The organism is Pseudomonas sp. xss_4, assembly GCF_043104125.1.
Lineage (GTDB): Bacteria > Pseudomonadota > Gammaproteobacteria > Pseudomonadales > Pseudomonadaceae > Aquipseudomonas > Aquipseudomonas parafulva_B.
In genome coordinates, this window is the sequence record NZ_JBICKJ010000090.1 from 133,690 (window position 1) to 154,439 (window position 20,750).

The window sequence follows — 20,750 nt, forward strand, 5'->3', positions numbered from 1 at the left end:
CGTGGAGCTCCTCACAGTACGCCAGCGCGCAGCAGATCGTGCATGTTCAGGGCGCCGGTGGGGCGGTCGTGGGCGTCCACCACCACCAGGGCGCCAATCTTGTTGTCTTCCATGATTTTCAATGCCTCGGCAGCCAGCATTTCAGCCCGGGCGGTTTTGCCGTGTACGGTCATCACCTCCTCGATCAAGGCGGTGCGCACGTCGATGTTGCGGTCCAGGCTGCGGCGCAGGTCGCCGTCGGTGAAGACGCCGGCCAGGGTGCCATCGTTTTCGATGATCACGGTCATGCCCAGGCCTTTGCGGGACATCTCGAGCAGGGCGTCCTTGAGCAGCGTGCCGCGCGTGACCCTGGGCAGGTCGTCGCCGGCATGCATCACGTTCTCGACCTTTAGCAGCAGCCTGCGTCCAAGTGCACCGCCGGGGTGCGAGAAAGCAAAGTCTTCGGCCGTGAACCCGCGTGCTTCGAGCAGGGCGATGGCAAGGGCATCCCCCAGTACCAGCGAGGCGGTAGTAGAGGATGTGGGTGCCAGGTTCAGCGGGCAGGCTTCCTGGGCGACGCTGGCGTCAAGGTTGACGTCGGCGGCCTGGGCCAGGGAAGAGGCCGGGTTGCCGGTCAGGCTCACCAGCTTGATGCCCAGGCGCTTGATCAGTGGTAGCAAGGTGATGATTTCGGCAGTGCTGCCGGAGTTCGACAGCGCGAGAATCACGTCGTCGCGGGTGATCATGCCCATGTCGCCGTGACTGGCTTCGGCCGGGTGCACGAAGAAGGCTGGCGTGCCGGTGCTGGCCAGGGTGGCGGCGATCTTGTTGCCGATATGCCCGGACTTGCCCATGCCGACCACCACGACCCGGCCCTTGCTGGCCAGGATCAGCTCGCAGGCCTTGACGAAGTCGTCGCCGATACGCTCGATCAGGGCCGTGACGGCCTCGAGTTCCAGGCGCAGGGTGCGCTGGGCGGATTGGATCAGCTCGCTGGATTGGCTCATGTCGAAAAAGCAGTGTCTGATAAAAAGGCGGCGATTATAGCGGTAATGATTGAAACCCTCACGCTTTCGATTGTCGTAGGCAATATCCCCAAACGCTGTCGACTAGCTGAACAGCGGACGGTACGGCCTTGGGGCGGCGTTCAGAGCGGTGTTATAGTTCGCGGCTATTCGGCCTGGCCCGGGGCGTGTGCCTTCCCGATGAAGGCTGACGTCCACTAGGACAGGGCTGCACTAGCAAGGAGTCTAGATGAGTGTGGATAGCGCCTGCGCGGTCGAGTTGAAGGGGGTTACCTTCAAACGCGGTTCACGCAGCATTTTCAACAATGTCGACATCCGTATCCCACGCGGCAAGGTCACCGGCATCATGGGGCCATCGGGTTGCGGCAAGACCACGTTGCTTCGTCTGATGGGTGCGCAACTGCGCCCTGCAAGCGGGGAAGTGTGGGTGGCCGGGCAGAACCTGCCGGCGCTTTCACGCAGTGACCTGTTCGATGCACGCAAGCAGATGGGCGTGCTGTTCCAGAGCGGCGCCCTGTTCACCGACCTCGATGTCTTCGAGAACGTGGCGTTCCCCCTGCGCGTGCACACCCAACTGCCAGACGAGATGATTCGCGACATCGTGCTGATGAAACTGCAGGCAGTAGGCTTGCGCGGCGCCATCGACCTGATGCCGGACGAACTGTCCGGCGGCATGAAGCGGCGCGTGGCCCTGGCCCGGGCCATCGCACTGGACCCGCAGATCCTCATGTACGACGAGCCCTTCGTGGGCCAGGACCCGATCGCCATGGGCGTGCTGGTGCGCCTGATCCGCCTGCTCAACGATGCCCTGGGCATTACCAGCATCGTGGTGTCCCATGACCTGGCAGAAACTGCCAGCATCGCCGACTACATCTATGTGGTGGGCGATGGCCAGGTGCTGGGGCAAGGTACCCCGGACGAATTGATGGGTTCGGATAACCCGCGCATTCGCCAGTTCATGAAAGGCGATCCCGATGGCCCCGTGCCGTTCCACTTCCCTGCGCCCGATTACCGCGCCGACCTGCTGGGGGCGCGCTGATGCGTCAGAAATCCATTCTTGAACGTGTGCGCCTGCTGGGGCGCTCGGCCATTGACGTGCTGGCGGTGCTGGGGCGGTCCTGCCTGTTTCTGTTCCATGCGCTGGTTGGGCGCGGCGGCATCGGCGGCGGCTTTCAGTTGCTCACTCGCCAACTGTATTCGGTGGGTGTGCTGTCCTTGGCCATCGTGGTGGTCTCGGGCATGTTCATCGGCATGGTGCTGGCCCTGCAGGGCTACAGCATCCTTACAAAGTACGGCTCCGAGCAGGCAGTAGGGCAGATGGTCGCCCTGACCCTGCTGCGCGAACTGGGCCCGGTCGTTACCGCCTTGCTGTTCGCAGGCCGGGCCGGTTCTGCTCTGACGGCCGAGATCGGCAACATGAAGTCGACCGAGCAGCTTTCCAGCCTCGAGATGATCGGCGTCGACCCCCTCAAATACATTGTTGCGCCGCGCCTATGGGCAGGGTTCATCTCGCTGCCGTTGCTGGCGCTGATCTTCAGCGTGGTCGGTATCTGGGGTGGCTCGTGGGTGGCGGTCGACTGGCTGGGCGTCTACGAGGGGTCTTTCTGGGCCAACATGCAGAACAGTGTCTCCTTCACCGACGATGTGCTCAACGGGCTTATCAAGAGCCTGGTGTTCGCCTTCGTTACTACCTGGATTGCCGTGTTCCAAGGGTACGACTGCGAGCCCACTTCTGAAGGGATCAGCCGTGCCACTACCAAGACCGTGGTCTATGCCTCGCTGGCTGTACTGGGTCTGGACTTTATTCTGACCGCTTTGATGTTTGGAGATTTCTGATGCAAAACCGCACCCTGGAAATCGGTGTCGGCCTGTTCCTCCTGGCCGGCATTCTGGCGTTGCTGATGCTGGCCCTGCGTGTCAGTGGCCTATCGGCCAGCCCGGCCACCGATACGTACAAAGTCTATGCCTACTTCGACAACATCGCCGGTTTGACTGTCAGAGCCAAGGTGACCATGGCCGGGGTTACCATCGGCAAGGTCACCGCCATCGACCTGGACCGTGATTCGTACACCGGTCGGGTGACGCTGCAACTGGACAAGTCGGTGGATAACCTGCCGACCGACTCCACGGCGTCGATCCTGACGGCCGGGCTGCTTGGCGAGAAATACATCGGTATCAGCGTGGGCGGTGAGGAAGACGTACTCAAGGAGGGTGCGACCATTCACGACACCCAGTCGTCGCTGGTACTCGAAGACCTGATTGGCAAGTTCCTGCTCAACTCCGTTGGCAAGGAACCCAGAGACGCGCAACCGGACAACTGAGGAGTTTCCATGATATCGATTCTGCGACGTGGCCTGCTGGTTCTGCTGGCGGCTTTCCCCTTGCTGGCCGTGGCGGCACAATCGCCCCACGATGTAATCCAGAGCACCACCAACGAGCTGTTGACTGATCTGAAGGCCAACAAGCAGCAGTACAAGGCCAACCCCAATGCGTTCTACGAGTCGCTCAATCGGATTCTCGGTCCGGTGGTCGATGCCGACGGTATCTCCAGGAGCATCATGACCGTCAAGTATTCGCGCAAGGCCACGCCTGAGCAGATGCAGCGTTTCCAGGAAAACTTCAAGCGCAGCCTGCTGCAGTTCTACGGCAATGCCCTGCTCGAATACAACAACGAAGGAATCGTGGTCGACCCGACCAAGGCCGATGATGGCAAGCGTGCCAGTGTTGGCATGAAGGTCACCGGCAACAACGGCGCGGTATACCCGGTGCAGTACACGTTGCAGAACATCGCTGGCGAGTGGAAGGTCCGCAATGTGATTGTCAACGGCATCAACATCGGCAAGCTGTTCCGTGACCAGTTCGCCGATGCCATGCAGCGCAACGGCAACGACTTGGACAAGACCATCGACGGCTGGGCCGGTGAAGTGGCCAAGGCCAAGCAGAGCGCCGACAGCTCGCCGGAAAAGGCTGTCAAATGAGCCAGGCCGCCACCGCAAGCATGACCGAGCCTGGCGTACTGCGCCTGGCCGGCGTGCTGGACTACCGCAGTGGCCCTGCGCTGCGCAAGCAGGGCCAGGCGCTGATCAAGGCCAGCGGTGACGCGCAGTTGATCATCGACTGCACGGCTGTGGAGCGCTCCACGAGCGTGGGTCTGTCGCTGTTACTGGCTTTCCTGCGCGACGCCCAGGCCGCTGGCAAGCGTTGCCAGGTGCGTGGCATGCCTGATGACATGCGCGACATCGCCCAGGTTTATGACCTCGACGAGGTGCTGGCGAGCTGAAGCGCTAGCGGTAGAATCGCCCCTCGGTCAGTGAACCCCTTCGTTGGGCTTCGCAGGCGAGGGGCTTTTTTGTATGATGGCCGACCCGTGCGCATCGGGCGCCGATTGAGGTTGAGCATGCAGGCCCTAGAAGTTAAAAGCTTCCTTGAAGAAAAATTGCCGGGTTCCCGGGTCGAAGTTGAAGGCGAAGGCTGCAACTTCCAGTTGAACGTGATCAGCGACGAGCTGGCTGGCCTTAGCCCGGTCAAGCGTCAGCAGGCGATCTACGCCCACCTCAATCCATGGATCGCCGATGGCAGCATTCATGCGGTAACCATGAAATTTTTCAGCAGCGCAGCTTGGGCTGAGCGCACCTGAGCCACAAGGCGGCGAGATTCCAAATGGACAAACTGATTATCACTGGTGGCGCTCGTCTTGACGGCGAGATCCGCATTTCGGGTGCGAAAAACGCCGCCCTGCCGATCCTGGCCGCCACCTTGCTGGCCGATGGCCCGGTCACCGTAGGCAACCTGCCGCACCTGCACGACATCACTACCATGATCGAGCTGTTCGGGCGCATGGGCATCGAGCCTGTGATCGACGAAAAGCTGGCTGTGGAAATCGACCCGCGCAGCATCAAGACCCTGGTCGCGCCGTATGAACTGGTCAAGACCATGCGTGCCTCGATCCTGGTGCTCGGCCCCATGGTCGCCCGCTTCGGTGAAGCCGAAGTGGCCTTGCCCGGCGGTTGCGCCATTGGCTCACGCCCGGTCGACCTGCACATCCGCGGCCTGGAGGCCATGGGGGCAACGATCGAAGTCGAGGCCGGCTACATCAAGGCCAAGGCGCCTGAAGGCGGGCTGCGTGGTGCGCACTTCTTCTTCGATACCGTCAGCGTGACCGGCACCGAGAACATCATGATGGCCGCAGCCCTGGCCAAAGGCCGCAGCGTGTTGCAGAACGCCGCGCGCGAGCCTGAAGTGGTCGACTTGGCCAACTTCATCAATGCCATGGGCGGTAACGTGCAGGGCGCGGGCACCGACACCATCACCATCGATGGCGTGGAGCGTTTGGGTTCGGCCAACTACCGGGTCATGCCCGACCGTATCGAGACCGGTACCTACCTGGTCGCCGCTGCCGTGACCGGTGGCCGCGTCAAGGTCAAGGACACCGATCCAACCATCCTTGAAGCCGTACTGGAAAAACTCAAGGAAGCCGGTGCCGATATCAACACCGGCGCGGACTGGATCGAGCTGGACATGCACGGCAAGCGGCCCAAGGCTGTCAACCTGCGTACCGCGCCCTATCCTGCGTTCCCGACCGACATGCAGGCGCAGTTCATCTCGCTCAACGCCATCGCCGAAGGCACTGGCGCTGTCATCGAGACAATCTTTGAAAACCGCTTCATGCACGTGTATGAAATGCACCGTATGGGCGCGCAGATCCAGGTCGAGGGCAACACGGCTATCGTCACTGGCGTCAATGCGCTCAAGGGCGCCCCGGTCATGGCCACCGACTTGCGCGCATCGGCCAGTCTGGTACTGTCGGCCCTGGTTGCCGAGGGCGACACCCTGATCGATCGCATCTACCACATCGACCGTGGTTACGAGTGCATCGAGGAAAAACTGCAGATGCTGGGCGCGAAGATCCGTCGCGTTCCGGGCTAGGAGCCCGTTGGCGCAGTGTAGGAAGGCTTGCAGCCTCGCTTGCCCTGCCTGCGCCTCATGAATTGAATGCCGCCAGGTCGTTGACCTGGCCAGCAGTAGCCGCTTAAGGACTGACGTTCCAATGCTGACCATCGCGCTTTCCAAAGGCCGAATTCTCGACGATACCCTGCCGTTGCTGGCCGAAGCCGGTATCGCACCCACCGAGAACCCGGACAAGAGCCGCAAGCTGATCATTCCCACCACGCAGGACGACGTGCGCTTGCTGATCGTGCGTGCCACCGACGTGCCGACCTATGTCGAGCATGGCGCCGCCGACCTGGGCGTGGCTGGCAAGGACGTGCTGATGGAGTACGGCGGCCAAGGTCTCTACGAACCGCTGGACCTGCAGATTGCCCGCTGCAAGCTGATGACGGCCGGGGTGGTCGGTGCGCCAGAGCCCAAGGGGCGTCTGCGGGTGGCCACCAAGTTCGTCAACGTGGCCAAGCGTTACTATGCCGAGCAAGGCCGCCAAGTCGACATCATCAAGCTGTACGGTTCCATGGAGCTGGCGCCGCTGATCAACCTGGCCGACAAGATCATCGACGTGGTCGATACCGGTAACACCTTGCGTGCCAACGGCCTGGAACCCCAGGAGATGATCGCCGACATCAGTTCCCGCCTGGTGGTCAACAAGGCCTCCATGAAAATGCAGCACGCCCGTATCCAAAGCCTGATCGACACCCTGCGCAAAGCGGTCGAATCGCGACACCGCGGTTGACTTCTGCGCGCGACCTTCGCTGTCGCGCCCGTCTATCCGCGTCATAGCCACTTTTCTCAGGTGCCCGCGCGGATGGACTGGTAGCCTAGGGCGCCTGAGCATTCGCTATCAACCGAGGCCCTCGCCATGACCGTGTCCACTGCAATTGCCCGTCTCAACGCTGCTGACCCGGACTTCGCCCGACATCTGGATCATCTGCTGAGCTGGGAGAGTGTGTCCGATGAGGCGGTCAACCAGCGCGTGCTCGACATCATCAAGGCTGTGCGCGAGCGCGGCGACGACGCCCTGGTAGAGTTCACCCAGCGCTTCGATGGCCTGCAAGCCGACTCCATCCAGGACTTGATCCTCGATCGTCAGCGGCTTGAGCTCGCACTGACCCGCATCACCGACACCCAGCGTGCGGCCCTTGAAAAAGCCGCCCAGCGCGTGTGCCTTTACCACGAGCGGCAAAAACAGGACTCCTGGCAGTACACCGAAGCCGATGGCACGGTGCTGGGCCAGAAGGTCACCCCGCTGGATCGCGCCGGGTTGTACGTACCTGGCGGCAAGGCGTCCTACCCCTCATCCGTGCTGATGAACGCCATTCCAGCCAAGGTGGCGGGTGTGGGCGAGGTGGTCATGGTGGTGCCCACACCGCGTGGCGAGGTCAACGAACTGGTGCTGGCCGCGGCCTGTATCGCCGGTGTCGATCGAGTGTTCACCGTCGGTGGCGCCCAGGCGGTGGCTGCCCTGGCCTATGGCACTGCCAGCGTACCCAAGGTCGACAAGATCGTCGGCCCAGGCAACATCTATGTCGCCACGGCCAAGCGTCATGTGTTCGGGCAGGTCGGGATCGACATGATCGCCGGCCCCTCCGAGATCCTGGTGGTGTGTGACGGCCAGACCGATCCTGACTGGATCGCCATGGACCTGTTCTCCCAGGCCGAGCACGACGAGGACGCCCAGGCCATCCTGGTAAGCCCGGACGCCGCTTTCCTCGACCGCGTCGCGGCGAGCATCGACAAGCTGCTGCCGACCATGGAGCGGGCCGACATCATCGAGAAGTCGGTCAATGGGCGGGGTGCATTGATCCAGGTGCGCGACATGCAGCAGGCCATCGAGGTGGCTAACCGTATCGCGCCTGAGCACCTCGAGTTGTCAGTGGCAAATCCACAGGCGTGGCTGCCGCACATCCGTCATGCCGGCGCCATCTTCATGGGGCGTCACACCAGCGAGGCGCTGGGTGACTACTGCGCGGGCCCGAACCATGTATTGCCCACCTCCGGCACTGCACGCTTCTCGTCGCCGCTGGGGGTCTATGACTTCCAGAAACGTTCATCGATCATCTTCTGTTCGGAGCAGGGCGCGTCCGAACTGGGGCGCACGGCCTCCGTGCTGGCCCGCGGCGAGTCGCTGACCGCTCACGCGCGCAGCGCCGAATACCGCATTCTGACTACCGAGAAGGGGAACTGAACATGAGTCGATTCTGGAGCCCTTTCGTCAAGGCGCTGGTGCCCTATGTCCCTGGTGAGCAACCCAAGCTTGCCCGCCTGGTCAAGCTGAACACCAACGAGAACCCCTATGGCCCGTCGCCCAAGGCGCTCGAAGCCATGCGCGGTGAAATCAACGACAGCCTGCGCCTTTACCCTGATCCCAATGGCGATCACCTGAAGCAGGCGGTAGCGGACTACTACGGCATCACCGCTGCCCAGGTGTTTGTCGGCAACGGCTCGGACGAGGTGCTGGCGCACATCTTCCATGGCCTGTTCCAGCACGATGCACCTCTGCTGTTCCCAGACATCAGCTACAGCTTCTATCCAGTGTATTGCGGGCTGTACGGTATTGCCTACGAGCAGGTGCCTCTGGACGAGCAGTTCCAGATTCGCGTCGAGGATTACCGCAAGCCCAATGCCGGCATCATTTTCCCCAATCCCAATGCGCCGACTGGCTGCCTGATGCCGTTGCAGGCCATCGAGCAGCTGTTGCAGCAGAACCCGGATTCGGTGGTGGTCGTCGATGAGGCCTATATCGATTTCGGCGGTCAGACGGCGATCAGCCTGGTAGGCCGTTACGACAATTTGCTGGTCACCCAGACCCTGTCGAAATCGCGCTCCCTGGCCGGCCTGCGGGTGGGCCTGGCGGTAGGTCATCCGGACCTGATCGAGGCGCTGGAGCGGATCAAGAACAGTTTCAACTCCTACCCGCTGGACCGCGCCGCCATCGTCGGTGCGGCAGCGGCATTCGCCGATCGCGCTTATTTCCAGCAGACCTGCCAGAAAGTGATCGACAGTCGCGAAGCGCTGGTGGGCGAGTTGCAAGCGCGTGGCTTCGAGGTGCTGCCATCGGCAGCCAACTTCGTCTTCGCCCGCCATCCCCAACACGATGCCGCCGCCCTCGCGGCCCGGCTGCGCGAGCAAGGGGTGATCGTACGTCACTTCAAGCAGGCGCGGATCGATCAGTTCCTGCGCATCACCATTGGCACTCCTGAAATGAATCAGGCGTTGCTCGACGCACTGGTCTGACGCCGTTGCGTTCGCCATGTCCTGCAAGGGTCATGGCGAATGTCTTTTTCAAGGTTATCGAACCACGAGTGCGGACCAGGCGACGCACCTGATCCTGCTCGCCTTCTGACACGAGTTACCAATGCCTGAACCTAGAACGCCCAAAACCCCCGCAGTGGATCCTGACCGCGACCCGTTGCTCATCGACGCCGAGGCGGACGACGAGCAGGTACAGCGCCAGCCGCCGATCAGGCACAAGCCCTGGCTGTTGTTACTCGGCCTGGTACTGGTGGCCTTGAACCTGCGCCCTTCGTTGTCGAGCATGGCGCCGGTGCTGGGGCAGGTTTCCGACGGGCTGGGGCTCAGCGCAGCTCAGGCAGGCCTGCTGACGACATTGCCGGTGCTGTGCCTGGGCTTGTTCGCGCCGCTCGCGCCCATGCTGGCGCGCCGTCTGGGCAGCGAACGGGTGGTGCTGGGCATTCTGGCGACCTTGGCGCTGGGCATCGTACTGCGCAGTGTCCTGAGCACGACAGGTCTGTTTCTGGGCAGCCTGGTGGCCGGTGCCAGTATCGGCATCATCGGTGTACTGCTGCCGGGTATCGTCAAGCGCGACTTTCCACAGCATGCCGGCACGCTGACCGGCGTCTATACCATGGCGCTGTGCCTGGGGGCGGCGGTGGCGGCGGGAGCGACCGTGCCGTTGGCGCACGCTTTGGGCGACAACTGGGCCCCGGCACTGGGGTTCTGGATGCTACCGGCCGTGCTGGCCATGCTGGTATGGCTGCCGCAGGCGCGCAACGGTCATGGCGTGCACAAGGTCGCCTATCGCGTGCGTGGCCTTTGGCGTGATCCGCTGGCATGGCAGGTCACCCTGTACATGGGGCTGCAGTCCTCGCTCGCCTACATTGTCTTCGGCTGGCTGCCCTCGATTCTGATTGGCCGCGGCCTCAGTCCAACCCAGGCGGGCCTGGTGCTGTCGGGGTCGGTGATCATGCAGCTGGTCAGCTCGCTTGCGGCACCTTGGCTGGCCACCCGTGGGCGTGATCAGCGCCTGGCGATCGTGGTGGTCATGCTGGTGACCCTGTGCGGGCTGTTCGGCTGCCTTTACGCGCCCTTGTCGGGGCTGTGGGGCTGGGCAGTGCTGTTGGGCCTGGGCCAGGGCGGCACCTTTGCCCTGGCACTGACCTTGATCGTGCTGCGCTCAAGGGATGCGCATGTGGCGGCAAACCTCTCCAGCATGGCTCAGGGCGTTGGCTACACGCTGGCGTCGATGGGCCCGTTCGCCGTGGGCCTGGTGCATGACCTGACCGGAGGCTGGAATGCTTTGGGTTGGGTGTTTGCCGTGCTCGGTGCGGGGGCCATCGTGTTCGGCCTGGGGGCCGGGCGCGCGTTGCATGTGCAGGTTACCAGCGAGAAGGTCTGATAGCTTCGCGGTGGTACTGGCGTAACCCGGCGAGGCAGATTATCGTGCGGTTTTCACCCTCAGGAAGCCCCTTTGATGAGCGATGCCAACCGCGAGTTGATCACCCGTTTCTACCAGGCTTTCCAGCGGCTTGATGCCCAGGCCATGGCCGCCTGTTACAGCGATGACGTGGTGTTCAGTGATCCGGTCTTCGGCACGCTGCGTGGCAAGGACGCCGGCGACATGTGGCGGATGCTGACCCGGCGCGCCAAGGATTTCTCCCTGCGCTACGACAACGTGCGTGCCGATGAGCGCGGTGGTTCGGCGCAATGGATTGCCACTTACGTTTTCGCCCAGACCGGACGAGGCGTGGTCAACACCATCCAGGCACGTTTTGAAATCCGCGATGGGCTGATACTCCGGCATGAAGACAACTTCGACCTGTGGGCCTGGTCCCGCCAGGCCTTGGGTGCGCCAGGGCTGCTGCTGGGCTGGACACCCTGGCTGCAAGCGAAAGTACGCCACCAGGCATTCAAGGGCTTGCGCGCGTACCAGCACGCTCAAGGGGCGGCGACCGCCTGATCAGGCTCGTGATAGGTGAACGTGGCACGCTCGCCGGCCTGCCAGGGTAGCCGTATCTTGATCACGGGTATGAAGCCGCCATGGGTGCGGTGCCAGTCTTTTTGATCAGCTTGAGCTTGCTCCAGGGCACCGTACTCCCCGTCGATGTAGAAGAATGACTGGATGGGCAGCTCGCTCGCGTGGGCTTCATCCCAAGCGCCGATCACTATCTCGTTCCAGACAAAGGGCAGCTCGTCAGCAAACAGGCGTTGCGCGCGCAGGGTCTGGTGGAAGGCTTGTGCACGTTCCGGTACGCGCGCCCGGCGTATGTCGAAGGCGCATTGACGCTTATAGTCGCCGGTCAGCCTGAAGCGTGCGATCCAGTCTTCGGCCGTATGCACGCCTTGCTCATGGCAGGCCGCTTCACGTTCGGGTGTCTGTCGATTGTCACCGCATCCCCGGTTGTCTCGTTCCCATGTGTCGCCGTCGGTGGGCCATGCGCAGAGCATTTCATAGCGCAGGGAGCCGGCGGGTCGCTGCAACAGCGGATACAAGGTGAAGCCACTGCGACCATCGGCGGGCAGGCCAGTGGTCGGCAAGTCACTGCGCAGGTAGGAAAACGAAACACCACCTTTGTCCTTGCTGTTCTGGCTATGATGCCAGGTGTGATAGTGCGGGGATGGAAGCGTGGATCTCAGCAAGACGCCGGAGCAGGCATGGGCCGGCACGGCATTGCCCTCGCACTGGGTGGGGATGGCGTTATAGTTTTCCTGCATGCGGGCGGCGGTCTGGGCGCCAATCGAAGCCTGTGCGCTGGCGGTTGCAGCGAGTAGCGCAGTGGCCAGCAGTGAACGAATCTGTGAATGGAGCATGGTGAGCCCTCGTCGAGTGGGCTCATGAAGTTAATGATGGACACAGCCGTTGTGGTGAGTGAAAACGTGCCGGATCAGGTAATAAAACCTTGGTATGTGTACCTGGTCAGGGCGGCCAATGGCGCGCTTTACTGTGGCATCAGCGATGACCCGCGGCGGCGCTTCGAGGCGCACTGCAAAGGCCAGGGTGCACGCTTTTTCAAGACCAGCCCTGCCCAGGCCCTGGTCTACGTGGAGCGGTGGCCGGACAAAGGCGAAGCCTTGCGCCAGGAAAGGCTGGTCAAGCGCTTGCGCAAGTCGGCGAAAGAGGCACTGGTGTCCTCCTACAACGCCGAACCTGCCTGCGGTGCAGTCAGTCCTTGCGACGCTTGAGCTGATCCACGAGCGTTGTGGGCAGACCCTTGATGATCAAGGTGCCAGCCGCTTCGTCGTACTCCACCTTGTCACCCAGCAAATGGGCCTCGAAACTGATCGACAGCCCTTCGGCACGGCCGGTGAAGCGCCGGAATTGGTTGAGGGTGCGCTTATCGGCAGGAATCTCCGGTGACAGCCCGTAGTCCTTGTTGCGGATATGGTCGTAAAAAGCTTTGGGCCGATCTTCATCGATGAGGCTGGACAGTTCTTCGAGCGTCACAGGCTCGCCCAGCTTGGTCTGCGTGGTGGCGTAGTCCACCAGCGTCTGGGTTTTTTCACGGGCAGAGGCCTCGGGCAGGTCCTCGCTTTCCACGAAGTCACTGAACGCCTTGAGCAACGTGCGCGTCTCGCCCGGCCCGTCCACACCTTCCTGACACCCGATGAAGTCACGGAAGTAATCCGAGACTTTCTTGCCATTCTTGCCCTTGATGAACGAGATGTACTGCTTGGAGTTCTGGTTGTTCTTCCATTCCGAAAGGTTGATGCGCGCCGCCAGGTGCAACTGACCCAGGTCCAGGTGCCGCGAAGGCATGACATCGAGTTCGGCGTTCACGGCAACGCCTTCGCTGTGGTGCAGCAGTGCGATGGCCAGGTACTCGGTCATGCCTTGCTGATAGTGCGCAAAGAGCACGTGCCCGCCGGTGGACAGGTTGGATTCTTCCATCAGCTTTTGCAGGTGCTCCACGGCCAGCCGGCTGAAGGCGGTGAAATCCTGCTCCTGGTCCAGGTACTGCTTCAACCAGCCACTGAGCGGGTAGGCACCGGACTCGCTGTGAAAGAACCCCCAGGCCTTGCCCTGCTTGGCGTTGTAGCTGTCATTGAGGTCAGCGAGCAGATTCTCGATGGCGTCGGAGGCTGCCAGCTCGGCGTCACGGGCGTGCAGCACGGCAGGGCTACCATCGGGCTTTTTGTCGATCAGGTGAACGATGCAATGTCGGATTGGCATGGGATTCTCGGCCAGCTGCAAAAACGCTGAAGTTTACCTCAGACGCTCGGTGATTCAGTGGCCGGATCGTAGCAGAAATGAAGGTTGGCGGTTTTTTGCACAGATTCGCGGCGTTTTCATCAGTAGGGCCTGAAAACCTGCATTAAATCAGGGGCGGCAGCGGATATTTATCCGCTGCTGTGGTAGTTTTGCGCGGTCTTGCGCCCCTGTTGTGGCGCATTGCTGCAGTACGCGCTCGGCGTGTCGAACCAAACGCTGATTTGCGTATCTACATACCCAATTGGCGCGGCCCTCCAATCTCGTCGGGGCTGGCCCGATAACGTCGTCGTTCGCTGCATAACCATCGAATTTGATAGGGAAGGAACACCACCATGGCATTGACCAAAGACCAACTGATTGCCGACATCGCCGAATCGATCGCAGCGCCTAAAGCCACCGCCAAGAACGCTCTGGAGCAACTGGGCCAGATCGTTGCCGACCAACTGGAAAACGGCGCTGAAATCACCCTGCCAGGCATCGGCAAGCTGAAAGTCTCCGAGCGTCCTGCCCGTACCGGCCGCAATCCTTCGACTGGCGCCGCCATCGAAATCGCTGCCAAGAAAGTCGTCAAGTTCGTACCGGCCAAAGTGCTGACCGACGCCATCAACAAGTAATTGTCGATGCGGTGACCTAACCGCGCTCGGGTTGCCCGAGCGCGGTTTTTTCATGCCTGTGAAATGTGCTTGGCGCGCCATGCCTTGCGTGCAGCATCGTCATGGAAGCTCCAGGCGAGCATGCGGCTTTGTTTCTGCCCTTGGCCCATTTCGACAACGCGCACCGCCGCGGCCCCGGTCTTTTTCAAGACGGCCTCCAGCGCCGGCAGGTTACTGGCCTTCGATACCAGGCTGGTGAACCACAGTGTCTGGCTGGCGTAGGGCGCGCTCTCGTGGATCAATTGGGTGACGAAGCGGATTTCACCGCCTTCGCACCACAGCTCGTTGTTCTGGCCTCCGAAGTTCAGCACGGGCAGCTTGCGCTTGGGGTCCTGCTTGCCCAAGTTCTTCCATTTGCGCTGGCTGCCACGGGTGGCTTCCTCGCGTGAGGCATGGAAGGGCGGATTGCACAGGGTCAGATCGAAGCGCTCATCGTCCTTGAGCAGGCCGCTGAGGATATGCGCAGGGTTGCTCTGCTGGCGCAGGTTGATGACCTTGTCCAGGCCATTGGCCTGAAGGATCGTCCTGGCCGACGCCAATGCTATGGGATCGATGTCCGAGCCCAGGAAGCGCCAGCGGTAATCGCTATGGCCCAGCAGCGGGTAGATGCAGTTGGCACCCACGCCGATGTCGAGCACGCGCACCTGGGCGCCTTTGGGGGGCTGGCCTGCGTTGTCGGCAGCCAGCAGGTCGGCGGCCACATGAATGTAGTCGGCGCGACCGGGGATCGGCGGGCACAGGTAGTTGGCCGGGATGTCCCAGTGCTGGATCCCGTACTGGGCTTTGAGCAGGGCACGGTTGAACACTCGCACGGCTTCGGGGTTGGCGAAATCGATGCTGGGTTTGCCATGGGGATTGGTGAGGGTGAAGCGCGCCAGATCAGGGTGGGCCTTGATCAGGCTCGGGAAGTCGTAGCGGCCCTGGTGGCGGTTGCGTGGGTGCAGGGTGGGTTTATTTTGAGTCATGCTCGGGTCCGGTGCTGCATGTGCTGGCCAGGGGGCCGCTGTGCGGCCCATTCGCGGCACAAGGCCGCTCCCACAGGATAGTGGGGCTCCTTGAAGGCAGCGCCGTTCCTGTGGGAGCGGCCTTGTGCCGCGAAACGAGGGCGAAGCCCTCGCTGGTCAGGTCAGCATTGTCAGGTTACAGCGCTGCAATCCGCGCATGCTGCTCGGTGAAGTTCGCCAACGCCTGCTCGGACTCGGCCAGCTTGGCACGTTCCTTCTCGATGACGGCAGGCGGTGCCTTGTCGACGAATGCGGCGTTGGACAGCTTGCCACCCACGCGCGCCACTTCGCCTTGCAGGCGCTGGATTTCCTTGTTCAGGCGGGCCAGTTCGGCATTTTTGTCGATCAGCCCGGCCATCGGTACCAGCACCTGCAGGTCGCCCACCAACGCCGTGGCGGACAATGGCGCCTCGTCGTTGTCGCCCAGCACGGTGAACGATTCGACCTTGGCCAATTTCTTGAGCAAGGCTTCGTTTTCCTGCAGGCGACGCTGGTCGTCGGCGCTGGCGTTCTTCAGGTACAGCGGCAGGGGCTTGCCGGGGCCGATGTTCATTTCGGCGCGAATGTTGCGCAAGCCGACCATCAGCTCCTTGAGCCACTCGATGTCGCCTTCGGCAGCCACGTCGATGCGTGCATCATTGGCCTGGGGCCAGGGCTGCAGCATGATGGTCTTGCCTTCGACGCCGGCCAGGGGCGCGATGCGCTGCCAGATCTCTTCGGTGATGAACGGCATGAACGGGTGGGCCAGGCGCAATGCCACTTCCAGCACGCGAACCAAGGTACGGCGCGTGCCACGGGCGCGCTCCACAGGGGCCTGCTCGTCCCACAACACCGGCTTGGAAAGCTCCAGGTACCAGTCGCAGTACTGGTTCCAGATGAATTCGTACAGCGCCTGGCTGGCCAGGTCGAAGCGGAACTGCTCAAGCTGACGGGTCACTTCGGCTTCGGTGCGCTGCAGCTGCGAGATGATCCAGCGGTCGGCCAGCGACAGCTCGTAGGCTTCGCCGTTCTGGCCGCAGTCCTCACCCTTGTCCAGCACGTAGCGGGCAGCGTTCCAGATCTTGTTGCAGAAGTTGCGGTAGCCTTCGACGCGGCCCATGTCGAACTTGATGTCGCGACCGGTCGAGGCCAAGGAGCAGAACGTGAAGCGCAGGGCGTCGGTGCCGTAGCTGGCAATGCCCTCGGGGAACTCGGCCTTGGTCTGCTTGGCGATCTTCTCGGCCAGCTTGGGCTGCATCATGCCGCTGGTGCGTTTTTCCAGCAGGGCATCGAGGGTGATGCCGTCGACGATGTCCAGCGGGTCCAGCACGTTGCCCTTGGACTTGGACATCTTCTGGCCCTGGCCGTCACGCACCAGGCCGTGCACGTACACGGTCTTGAACGGAACCTGGGGCGTGCCGTCCTCGTTCTTGATCAGGTGCATGGTCAACATGATCATGCGCGCAACCCAGAAGAAGATGATGTCGAACCCGGTCACCAGTACATCGGTGGAGTGGAATTTCTTGAGGAACTCGGTTTGCTCCGGCCAGCCCAGGGTCGAGAAGGTCCACAGGCCCGAGCTGAACCAAGTATCGAGTACGTCGTCATCCTGACGCAGGTTCACGTCCGCGCCGAGGCCGTGCTTGCTGCGCACTTCCTCTTCGTTGCGCCCGACGTAGACCCGGCCCGCCTCGTCGTACCAGGCCGGGATACGATGGCCCCACCACAGCTGACGGCTGATGCACCAGTCCTGGATGTCGCGCATCCAGGAGAAGTACATGTTCTCGTACTGCTTGGGCACGAACTGGATACGACCATCTTCGACCGCAGCAATGGCAGGCTCGGCCAGTGGCTTGGTGGAAACGTACCACTGGTCGGTCAGCCACGGTTCGATGATGGTGCCCGAGCGGTCACCCTTGGGCACTTTCAAGGCATGGTCGTCGATGCCGACCAGCAGGCCCTGGGCTTCCAGGTCGGCAACGATCTGCTTGCGTGCAACGAAGCGATCAAGGCCGGCATACTGGGACGGCAGGGCGGTGTCTACCTGGTCATTGAGCGAACCATCGAGGTTGAACGCCTGAGCCGCCGGCAGCACCACGGCATTCTTGTCGAAAATGTTCAGCAGCGGCAGGTTGTGACGCTTGCCGACTTCATAGTCGTTGAAGTCGTGGGCCGGGGTGATCTTGACGCAACCGGTGCCGAACTCAGGGTCGCAGTAGTCATCGGCGACGATGGGGATGCGACGGCCAACCAGCGGCAACTCGACGAACTTGCCGATCAGGGCCTGGTAGCGTTCGTCGGTGGGGTTAACCGCGACGGCAGCGTCACCCAGCAGGGTTTCCGGACGCGTGGTGGCGACCACCAGGTAATCCAGCCCCTCGGCGGTGGTGGCACCGTCGGCCAGCGGGTAGCGCAGGTTCCACAGGTGGCCTTTCTCGTCGTGGCTTTCCACTTCCAGGTCGGAAATGGCGGTGTGCAGCTTGGTGTCCCAGTTGACCAGGCGCTTGCCCCGGTAGATCAGGCCGTCTTCGTGCAGGCGCACGAACGCTTCCTTGACCGCTTCGGACAGGCCATCGTCCATGGTGAAGCGCTCGCGGCTCCAGTCTACTGAGGAGCCAAGGCGACGAATCTGCCGGCTGATGTTGCCGCCCGACTGGTCCTTCCACTCCCAGATTTTTTCCAGGAACTGTTCGCGGCCCAGGTCATGACGGTTCAGGCCCTTGGCTTCGAGCTGGCGCTCGACCAGCATCTGCGTGGCGATGCCCGCGTGGTCGGTACCCGGCTGCCAGAGGGTGTCGCGACCCTGCATGCGACGGAAGCGGATCAGGGCGTCCATGATCGCGTTGTTGAAGCCATGACCCATGTGCAGGCTGCCGGTCACGTTTGGCGGCGGGATCATGATGGTGTAGGACTCGCCTGCACCTTGTGGGGCGAAATAGTTCTCGGCTTCCCAGGTGTTGTACCAGGAAGTTTCGATGGCGTGCGGCTGGTAGGTCTTATCCATGCGCGGCGGGACCCTGTGCATTTATTCGGGAAAGCCGGGAAGTATAACCAAGCCGAAGGGCGCAGGCGACAAGCGGCTGCTGGGTGGCCAAGCGGTCTTCATCGCAGTTGGCGTTAGCGATTGGCGCGTTGGAGCGGCCTCGTGCCGCGATGGGCCGCGAAGCGGCCCCAGTATTTGAATCACAACATATAAAATGGGGCCGCTGCGCGGCCCATCGCGGCACGAGGCCGCTCCTACCAGAGGGGCGTAGCTTGCAGGGGTTGTAAAGGCCAGGTGCTCAGCAGCCCTTTCACTCCGAACGTTTGATCAACCGCTCGATGCGCGCATCGAGGCGACGCTTGATCTCGTTTTCGATGTGCGGGGTAAAGTCGTTGATCACATCCTGCATGATCATCTGCGCTGCAGCGCGCAGTTCGCTTTCAAGGTGCAGCAGGGTGTCCTGGCGACGTGCTTGCGGGTCATCAAGGGGGTTGTCGCTGACAGCCGGGGCGGCAGCGCTGTCAACGAGCGAGGGCGCCTGTTCCACCGTGTCGGTGAGCAAAGGCGGTTGCAGGTCGGCATCGCCAAGCAGTTGGCGAATCGACTCGAGGTCGTCGAGCAGGTGGGTGGAGCCGGGCAGGGGAGCGTGCTTGTCCATCGTTATCAAAATCGCTGTAAGCGGTGGTCTTGCAGAGCATAGCCTTGTTCACGGTAGAAACGGAATCGCTCACGCGCCGATTGGCGGATGGCGGCCTCTTCAACCACGATCTCGGCAACCCGCTCGAACTGGCTGACAAAACCGGGAACATTGGCGCCCAGGTTGATCAACAAGTCCTGGTGCCCCTGTGCATGATCCCCGACACCAAGCGCCACGCGCGCATCGGCGTGGTCTTCGGCCAGGTCATGGGGCACGAAGGCTTCGCCCCTGAATGCCCACAAACGCTTGTCCAAGGCGGCACGCTGATCGTCATCCTGGCAATGCAGGTAGACGCGATGGCCCAGCCGCCAGGCTTTGTCGCACAGCTTGCAGGCGAAATCCAGGCGCGCCTCCAGCGAATCGGTGGGCAGTATATAGAAGTCGACTTTGCTCATGTGGGTTCCGTTGGCCGGCAGCGCCCGAGGCACTGCCGGCGCTCGCCGTCAGGCGCCGGCACGGTCCAGCAGGTACTGGGTCAACAGGGGCACCGGCCGACCGGAGGCACCCTTGTCCTTGCCGCCGCTGATCCAGGCGGTACCGGCGATATCCAGGTGCGCCCAGTCATAGGCCTTGGCGAATCGCGACAGGAAGCAACCGGCGGTGATGGTGCCGGCTTTCGGCCCGCCAATGTTGCCCATGTCGGCGAACGGACTGTCCAGTTGTTCCTGGTACTCATCGAACAGCGGCAATTGCCAGGCGCGGTCATCGGCGCGCTTGCCCGCCTCGAGCAGTTGGCTGACCAGCTCGTCGTTGTTGCCCATCAGGCCGCTGGTGTGGCTGCCCAGGGCGACGATGCAGGCGCCGGTGAGCGTGGCGATATCGATCACTGCCTGGGGCTTGAAACGCTCGGCGTAGGTGAGGGTATCGCACAGCACCAGGCGACCTTCGGCGTCGGTGTTGAGAATCTCCACGGTCTGGCCGCTCATGGTGGTGACGATGTCACCGGGGCGAGTGGCGCCGCCGCTGGGCATGTTCTCGGCACAGGCGAGCAGGCACACCAGGTTGATGGGCAGCTGCAGTTCCAGCACCGCACGCAGGGTACCGAACACGCTGGCTGCGCCGCACATGTCGTATTTCATCTCGTCCATGCCGGCACCGGGCTTGAGGCTGATGCCGCCGGTGTCGAAGGTGATGCCCTTGCCCACCAGCACGTAGGGCTTGTCACCTTTCTTGCCGCCTTGGTAGTTGAGCACGATCAGACGCGGAGGTTGATCGCTGCCCTGGCCGACGGCGTAGAACGCGCCCATGCCCAGGTCCTTGATCTTCTTCTCGTCCAGCACATCGACTTTCAGGCCCTTGTGCGCCTTGCCCAGCTCCTTGGCCTGCTCGGCCAGGTAGCTTGGATGGCACAGGTTGGGAGGCAGGTTGCCCAGGTCACGGGTATAGGCCATGCCGGTGGCAATGGCACTGGCGTGGCGCACGGCGCGCTCCACGTCGGCCTGGTTGAGTTTGGTGGTGAGCAGGGTGACTTTCTTCAGCGCCCGAGGCTCGGCCTTCTGGCTTTTGAAACGATCGAATACGTACTCGCCATCGAGTAGGGTTTCGCCCAGCAGGCGATATTTGCCGTAGCCTGTATCGCGGTTGCTCAGCGCAATGTCATCGAGTGCCAGAACGGCGTCGGCGCCATTGAGGCCCTTGAGCACACCGGCAACGCTGGCCACCAGCTTGCGCCAGGTGCGATCACCCAGTGCCTCATCCTTGCCGCTACCCACCAGCAGCACACGCTCGGCCTTCAGGCCCGCAACGGCGTGCAGCAGCAGCGTCTGGCCAGGCTTGCCGACCAGGTCGCCACGCTTGAGCGCAGCGCTGATGGCGCCCTCGCTTGCCAGGTCCACGGCCTGGGCCACGGTGCCCAAGGCACGTTTTTCACCGACTGGGATGACCAGCGTTGCGGTCTTGACCGATGCAGCGGCTACGCTTTTTACAACCAGTTCCATCTCAGGGTCCCCGAATGATCGATACGTGTGGCGCCGTGCTGGCCGGCGCTTTGAACGCGACTGGCTGCGCGGTGGCAGGCCAGTGGAAAAGCTGCC

The 20,750-nt window shown here is 62.4% G+C and carries 22 protein-coding genes; 14 read left to right on the top strand and 8 right to left on the bottom strand.

Features of this window, described 5'->3' with window-relative positions:
* Positions 1 to 11: 11 nt before the first annotated feature.
* Positions 12 to 986 (bottom strand): KpsF/GutQ family sugar-phosphate isomerase, encoded by a 975-nt coding sequence (locus ACF8GB_RS19735; RefSeq protein ID WP_058637505.1) that lies wholly within the window; start codon positions 984 to 986, stop codon positions 12 to 14.
* Positions 987 to 1,233: 247 nt separating this feature from the next.
* On the opposite strand from ACF8GB_RS19735, the gene ACF8GB_RS19740 reads away from it, so the two are divergent.
* From ACF8GB_RS19740 to ACF8GB_RS19795, 12 genes are all read left to right on the top strand, one after another.
* On the top strand, positions 1,234 to 2,043 hold the full coding sequence (locus ACF8GB_RS19740; protein ID WP_023533446.1) for an ATP-binding cassette domain-containing protein: 810 nt from the start codon (positions 1,234 to 1,236) through the stop codon (positions 2,041 to 2,043).
* A complete protein-coding gene (mlaE, locus tag ACF8GB_RS19745) occupies positions 2,043 to 2,840 on the top strand; it encodes a lipid asymmetry maintenance ABC transporter permease subunit MlaE (RefSeq protein ID WP_058604415.1) in 798 nt (265 codons plus the stop codon). The genes ACF8GB_RS19740 and mlaE overlap by 1 nt, the downstream gene beginning before the upstream one ends.
* Positions 2,840 to 3,325 (top strand): outer membrane lipid asymmetry maintenance protein MlaD, encoded by a 486-nt coding sequence (mlaD, locus tag ACF8GB_RS19750; protein WP_023533426.1) that lies wholly within the window; start codon positions 2,840 to 2,842, stop codon positions 3,323 to 3,325. Before mlaE ends, mlaD begins: the two co-directional genes overlap by 1 nt.
* Before the next feature lie 9 nt (positions 3,326 to 3,334).
* Complete coding sequence (locus tag ACF8GB_RS19755; protein WP_058637506.1) at positions 3,335 to 3,982, top strand: phospholipid-binding protein MlaC; 648 nt, start codon at positions 3,335 to 3,337, stop codon at positions 3,980 to 3,982.
* A complete protein-coding gene (locus ACF8GB_RS19760; RefSeq protein ID WP_058637507.1) occupies positions 3,979 to 4,284 on the top strand; it encodes a lipid asymmetry maintenance protein MlaB in 306 nt (101 codons plus the stop codon). Before ACF8GB_RS19755 ends, ACF8GB_RS19760 begins: the two co-directional genes overlap by 4 nt.
* A 117-nt stretch (positions 4,285 to 4,401) precedes the next feature.
* Positions 4,402 to 4,641: a BolA family protein gene (locus ACF8GB_RS19765; RefSeq protein ID WP_058637508.1), complete on the top strand. Its 240-nt coding sequence runs from the start codon at positions 4,402 to 4,404 to the stop codon at positions 4,639 to 4,641.
* A 23-nt stretch (positions 4,642 to 4,664) separates the two neighbouring features.
* Positions 4,665 to 5,930 carry a UDP-N-acetylglucosamine 1-carboxyvinyltransferase gene (murA, locus tag ACF8GB_RS19770; protein WP_058604417.1) on the top strand — a complete coding sequence of 422 codons (1,266 nt, stop codon included), beginning with the start codon at positions 4,665 to 4,667 and terminating at the stop codon, positions 5,928 to 5,930.
* A 121-nt stretch (positions 5,931 to 6,051) separates the two neighbouring features.
* Complete coding sequence (gene hisG / locus ACF8GB_RS19775) at positions 6,052 to 6,687, top strand: ATP phosphoribosyltransferase (RefSeq protein ID WP_058604418.1); 636 nt, start codon at positions 6,052 to 6,054, stop codon at positions 6,685 to 6,687.
* A 126-nt stretch (positions 6,688 to 6,813) separates the two neighbouring features.
* Positions 6,814 to 8,139, top strand: a complete 1,326-nt coding sequence (hisD, locus tag ACF8GB_RS19780) for a histidinol dehydrogenase (RefSeq protein ID WP_326383352.1) — start codon at positions 6,814 to 6,816, stop codon at positions 8,137 to 8,139.
* A 2-nt stretch (positions 8,140 to 8,141) separates the two neighbouring features.
* The gene (gene hisC, locus ACF8GB_RS19785; protein WP_196126881.1) at positions 8,142 to 9,188 is read left to right on the top strand and encodes a histidinol-phosphate transaminase; all 1,047 of its coding nucleotides are present in this window, start codon (positions 8,142 to 8,144) and stop codon (positions 9,186 to 9,188) included.
* Positions 9,189 to 9,309: 121 nt separating this feature from the next.
* The gene (locus ACF8GB_RS19790) at positions 9,310 to 10,590 is read left to right on the top strand and encodes a CynX/NimT family MFS transporter (protein ID WP_392527503.1); all 1,281 of its coding nucleotides are present in this window, start codon (positions 9,310 to 9,312) and stop codon (positions 10,588 to 10,590) included.
* 75 nt (positions 10,591 to 10,665) lie between these two features.
* On the top strand, positions 10,666 to 11,151 hold the full coding sequence (locus tag ACF8GB_RS19795) for a nuclear transport factor 2 family protein (RefSeq protein ID WP_392527504.1): 486 nt from the start codon (positions 10,666 to 10,668) through the stop codon (positions 11,149 to 11,151).
* On the opposite strand, the gene ACF8GB_RS19800 is transcribed toward ACF8GB_RS19795, so the two are convergent.
* Positions 11,130 to 12,002 carry a hypothetical protein gene (locus tag ACF8GB_RS19800; protein ID WP_058637513.1) on the bottom strand — a complete coding sequence of 291 codons (873 nt, stop codon included), beginning with the start codon at positions 12,000 to 12,002 and terminating at the stop codon, positions 11,130 to 11,132. The genes ACF8GB_RS19795 and ACF8GB_RS19800 overlap by 22 nt on opposite strands.
* 36 nt (positions 12,003 to 12,038) lie before the next feature.
* Here ACF8GB_RS19800 and ACF8GB_RS19805 point away from each other — a divergent pair, with 36 nt between their 5' ends.
* A complete protein-coding gene (locus ACF8GB_RS19805) occupies positions 12,039 to 12,374 on the top strand; it encodes a GIY-YIG nuclease family protein (protein ID WP_230375190.1) in 336 nt (111 codons plus the stop codon).
* Here ACF8GB_RS19805 and yejK read toward each other — a convergent pair.
* Positions 12,355 to 13,362 (bottom strand): nucleoid-associated protein YejK, encoded by a 1,008-nt coding sequence (gene yejK, locus ACF8GB_RS19810; protein ID WP_023533422.1) that lies wholly within the window; start codon positions 13,360 to 13,362, stop codon positions 12,355 to 12,357. The two genes, ACF8GB_RS19805 and yejK, sit on opposite strands and share 20 nt — an antisense overlap.
* A gap of 371 nt (positions 13,363 to 13,733) precedes the next feature.
* On the opposite strand from yejK, the gene ACF8GB_RS19815 reads away from it, so the two are divergent.
* Positions 13,734 to 14,015 carry an HU family DNA-binding protein gene (locus ACF8GB_RS19815; protein ID WP_003255106.1) on the top strand — a complete coding sequence of 94 codons (282 nt, stop codon included), beginning with the start codon at positions 13,734 to 13,736 and terminating at the stop codon, positions 14,013 to 14,015.
* A 50-nt stretch (positions 14,016 to 14,065) separates the two neighbouring features.
* Here ACF8GB_RS19815 and rlmF read toward each other — a convergent pair whose 3' ends face one another.
* From rlmF to ACF8GB_RS19840, 5 genes are all read right to left on the bottom strand, one after another.
* The gene (rlmF, locus tag ACF8GB_RS19820; RefSeq protein ID WP_058637514.1) at positions 14,066 to 15,019 is read right to left on the bottom strand and encodes a 23S rRNA (adenine(1618)-N(6))-methyltransferase RlmF; all 954 of its coding nucleotides are present in this window, start codon (positions 15,017 to 15,019) and stop codon (positions 14,066 to 14,068) included.
* Positions 15,020 to 15,194: 175 nt separating this feature from the next.
* The gene (locus ACF8GB_RS19825; RefSeq protein WP_196124871.1) at positions 15,195 to 18,041 is read right to left on the bottom strand and encodes a valine--tRNA ligase; all 2,847 of its coding nucleotides are present in this window, start codon (positions 18,039 to 18,041) and stop codon (positions 15,195 to 15,197) included.
* A gap of 289 nt (positions 18,042 to 18,330) precedes the next feature.
* Positions 18,331 to 18,678: a DNA polymerase III subunit chi gene (locus ACF8GB_RS19830; protein ID WP_197844003.1), complete on the bottom strand. Its 348-nt coding sequence runs from the start codon at positions 18,676 to 18,678 to the stop codon at positions 18,331 to 18,333.
* A 5-nt stretch (positions 18,679 to 18,683) separates the two neighbouring features.
* Positions 18,684 to 19,112 (bottom strand): DNA polymerase III subunit chi, encoded by a 429-nt coding sequence (locus ACF8GB_RS19835; protein ID WP_058604426.1) that lies wholly within the window; start codon positions 19,110 to 19,112, stop codon positions 18,684 to 18,686.
* Positions 19,113 to 19,160: 48 nt separating this feature from the next.
* Positions 19,161 to 20,654, bottom strand: a complete 1,494-nt coding sequence (locus ACF8GB_RS19840) for a leucyl aminopeptidase (protein WP_078479044.1) — start codon at positions 20,652 to 20,654, stop codon at positions 19,161 to 19,163.
* Between the last annotated feature and the right edge of the window lie 96 nt (positions 20,655 to 20,750).